Origin of the sequence: Streptomyces sp. NPDC006265, assembly GCF_040613555.1 — a bacterium.
Taxonomy (GTDB): domain Bacteria; phylum Actinomycetota; class Actinomycetes; order Streptomycetales; family Streptomycetaceae; genus Streptomyces.
Genome location: NZ_JBEXSH010000855.1, coordinates 1 through 3,855 on the forward strand (window position 1 = coordinate 1; position 3,855 = coordinate 3,855).

General features: G+C 73.4%; 4 protein-coding genes. All 4 read right to left on the reverse strand.

The window, feature by feature from the left end:
- The coding region (locus ABZ281_RS41450; protein ID WP_356663107.1) for a helix-turn-helix domain-containing protein at nt 1-494 on the reverse strand (494 nt) is incomplete at its 3' end.
- Between the two features lie 89 nt (nt 495-583).
- A complete protein-coding gene (locus tag ABZ281_RS41455) occupies nt 584-1,246 on the reverse strand; it encodes a response regulator transcription factor (protein WP_356663108.1) in 663 nt (220 codons plus the stop codon).
- A 14-nt stretch (nt 1,247-1,260) separates the two neighbouring features.
- A complete protein-coding gene (locus ABZ281_RS41460) occupies nt 1,261-2,313 on the reverse strand; it encodes a histidine kinase (RefSeq protein WP_356663109.1) in 1,053 nt (350 codons plus the stop codon).
- The coding region (locus tag ABZ281_RS41465) for a glycoside hydrolase family 9 protein (RefSeq protein WP_356663110.1) at nt 2,226-3,855 on the reverse strand (1,630 nt) is incomplete at its 5' end. The genes ABZ281_RS41460 and ABZ281_RS41465, both read right to left, overlap by 88 nt.

Here is a 3,855-nt window from a genome sequence, read left to right on the forward strand (position 1 = left end):
ACCGAGCCCTCGCCCTCGCCGATCCCCCGCGTCGCCACGCCCACCCCCCGCAGCGAGCCGCGAGCGACCCCCGCCCGCCGCAGCAGTTCCGCGACGGCCCCGCGCAGCCGCTCCAGCCGCTCATCGGCCCCCGCCGTCTCGGGCACCTCCTTGGCCTGGGCGCCGATCACCCGGCCGTCCAGGTCGGACAGCAGCGCGGCCACCCGGTGCGCCCCGATCTCCAGCCCGAGCAGATGCCCGGCCTCCGCCCGGAACCGGAACCGCCGCGCCGGACGCCCCTGCCGCCGGGCGGCGCCCTCCTCGGCGGCTTGTTCGACGACGAGCCCGGCCTCGATGAGCCCTTCGACGACGCCCTCCACGGTCGGCCGGGACAGCCCCGTCACCCGGGTGACCTCGGTCAGCGTCGCGCAGTCCGTGGCGCGCAGCGCGTGCAGCACCACCGCGGAGTTGATCCTTCGCAGCAGCGAGGGATCCCCGCCGGTCAGCCGCCCCACCGTCCGTCCTCCCAGGTCGTGCGCGTGTTGGCCGGATCGTACTTCGGCAGGGCACACCCCGGCGAGGGGCGGGCACCGGACCTCGGTGATCAGCCCGGCGCCACGAAGCCCGACTCGTACGCCGCGATCACCGCCTGGGTGCGGTCCCGCGCCCCCAACTTCGCCAGCACCGCGCTGACATGCGACTTCACTGTCTCGGTCCCCACGACGAGCCGAGCGGCGATCTCCGCGTTCGACAGGCCCCGCGCCATCAGCCGCAGCACCTCGGCCTCGCGCTCGGTCAGCCGGGCCCGCTCCAGCACGGCCCGTGCCGCACGGTTCCCGCCGGTGTCGCCGTACTCCGCGGCGAGCTGCCGCACCGACGCCGGGAACAGCAGCGACTCGCCCTCGGCGATCAGCCTCACCGCGTGCACGATCTCGGCGGGCCGGGCCCGCTTCAGCAGGAATCCGTCGGCTCCCGCCCGCAGCGCCTCGTACACGTACTCGTCGTTCTCGAAGGTCGTCACCACGAGGATCCGCGGCGGATCCTCGACCGTCCGCAGCAGCGCCCGGGTGGCCTCGATACCGTCCAGCAGCGGCATCCGTACGTCCATGGCGACCACGTCCGGCCGCAACCGTCGTACGAGCGGGATCACCGCCGCCCCGTCAGCGGCCTCCCCGACGACCTCGATGTCGGGCTGCGCCTCCAGCACGGCCCGCAGACCCGCGCGCACGAGGGGTTCGTCGTCGACGAGGAGAACGGTGACCGGCATCGGACCAGCGTAGATCAACTCAGCGGCAGTTCGGCATGGACCTGCCAGTCGCCTTCGTCGGGCCCGGTCCGGGCACGCCCGCCGAGCAGCGCCGCACGTTCCCGTATCCCGCGCAGACCGCTGCCGCGCCCGGAACCGGGTGCCCCGGCCGGCAGCGGATTGCGTATCGCGAGGACGAGGGTGCCGTCGGCGACGCGCACACGGACGCGCACCGGGACCGCCCCCGCGTGCCGCAGCACGTTGGTCAGGGACTCCTGGAGGATCCGGTAGCCCTCCCGGGACACCGGCCCGGGCACGCTTTCCACCGGGCCGGTCACCTCGGCGTCGACCTTCGCCCCGGACGAGCGCGCGGAGTCCAGCAGCCGGTCGGCGTCCGCGAGGGTCGGTCTGCTGCTCACCGGCTTCTCCGACTCGCGCAGCACGCCCAGCACCCGCTCCAGGTCCTCCAGGGCGGCCCGGCCCGTTTCCTCGATGGCGCCCAGCGCCCGGTCGGTGAAGGCCGGGTCGCCCGCCGCCCGAGCGGCCCCCGCCTGCACCACGGCGACCGTGAGCGCGTGGCCGATGGAGTCGTGCAACTCGCGGGCGATCCGGGTGCGTTCCAGCAGCTGCTCGGTGCGCTCCTCCAGGGCGGCGAGCCGCTCGGCGGGGGAGGGGCCGAGCATGCGCAGGGCGATACGGGTGATGAGGTGCCCCGAACCGACCACGACAGCGGCCGCCAGGGCCAGGGGCAGGGGCGCGAGCACGGCGTGCCACCAGTGACGGCCCTCGACGGGAAGGAAGGCGCCGCCGGCGCGCTCCCCGCTGAACGCCGTCGACACCAGGTCCACCGTCAGGAGGAGGAGTTGGACACAGAGATGCGACACCAGGGCGCCGAGGAACAGCCGCGCCTCCAGCCACACCGCCATCCGGCCGCGGTCGCCCCAGGTGGCCGAGGGGGCGACGACGATCTCCGCGCTCGCGCTGCCGTCCCGATGGCCGGTCAGCAGCAGCCTGGCCTGCAACCCCTCGACGACCCGCATGGCGGGGACCAGGCCCGCGAGTCCGAGCAGCACGGTCGCCGTGCCCACGGTCCACCACGCCTCGTCGATGAACAACCACAGGGCGGGCCACACGATGGCCATGGGTCGATGTAGCAGAACTGGCCGACGCAGCCCTGCAGTTTGCTCTGTGCGTAGGGGTCCTGGATGCTCGAGTTCGGCCCGCCCGCGAGGGTGCCACGCGGCGGGTTGGGCAGCTTCGGGTCGAGCTGGCGGGCGTACCAGCGGCTGTGCTGGTTCTGCGCGCTGACCTCTCCGTAGCCGGTGACGTAGGAGATGTTCAGCGCGTTGCGGCCCAGGACGTAGTCCATGCTCTGCAGCGCACCGTCCCGGTACTTCGCCGCGCCCGTGATGTCGTACGCGGTGGCGAGGACGACCGCGTTGTTGAGGACCTGGTGGCTGGAGCCCCAGTCGTAGGTGTTGCCGTCCGGTGCGTACGGCATGCCGTACGGGTGGGCCTTGAGGGTGGCCAGGTAGCGGTCGGCGCCCTTGATGACGGACTGGCGCACCTTGTCACGGCCCGGCAGCCTGCTCGGCACCGTGGCGAGGTCCAGCCGGCCCGCCGCGCCCGTGCGAGCCCAGTCGAACCCGACGGGCTTGAAGAGGTCGGCCGTGTGGACCGGGGACTTCAGGACGTACTCCTCGAACCGCTTGTCCCCGGTGGAGAGGTACAGCTCGGCCGCCGCCCAGTAGAAGTCGTCGGTGACGTCGCTGTCGGCGTAGGCGCCCCCGCCGATGCCGTCGCTCTCGGAGGCGAGGCGGTCGGGGTGGGCGAGCGCCGCCGACCAGGCCTTGCGTGCGGCCGCCAGCGCCTTGGCGGCGAACGGCTTGTCGTAGGAGCGGTACAGGCGGGCGGCCTGCGCCGCCGTGGCCGCCAGGTTGAGGGTGGCGGCGGTGGAGGGCGGGTGCAGTTCGCGCTTCTGCGGGTCGTCACCGGGCAGCAGGGGCAGACCGGTCCACTGTTCGTCGTGCATCTTGTGGTGGGCCATGCCGGCCAGCGGCTTGCCGTCGGGCACCTGCATCCTCAGCAGGAACTCCAGCTCCCAGCGGGCCTCGTCGAGGATGTCGGGCACCCTGTTGCCGCTCTCGGGGATGGCGAGCGTGCCGTCCCCGAGCTTGTCCGCCTGTCCGGTGCGGGCGGTGCGGGCGCGTTCGTAGGTGCTCAGCAGTTCCCAGGTGGAGATGCCGCCGTTGACGACGTACTTGCCGTGGTCTCCGGCGTCGTACCAGCCGCCGCTGACGTCGAGGGTGTAGTCGCACACGCCCGGCTGACAGGGAACGGCGGTGTCGCCCTGGTTGGGGGCCACGCCCAGGTGACCGGCCGGGCGGCCGTAGCCGGGCCGCAGGTCGTCGCGGATCGCGAGGCCGCTGCGCTGGGTGTAGTAGTACTTCGCCGAGTCCAGCCGGAGCCGCTCGTAGGCGCTCGCGCCGATGTCGAACGGCCGGCTGGTCTCGCCGTCGGCGACGAGCGTGAAGCCCGTGCCCTTGGTGCGGTGGGAGCCGAAGTCGATGGAGTGGACGTTCTGTCCGGAGGAGGCGTCGACCCCGCGCGGCAGGGTCGTGCCCCGGGCG

Coding starts and splice junctions, on each gene's coding strand:
- ABZ281_RS41455 (WP_356663108.1), bottom strand. CDS start 1,246: ATGCCGGTCACCGTTCTCCTCGTCGACGACGAACCCCTCGTGCGCGCG.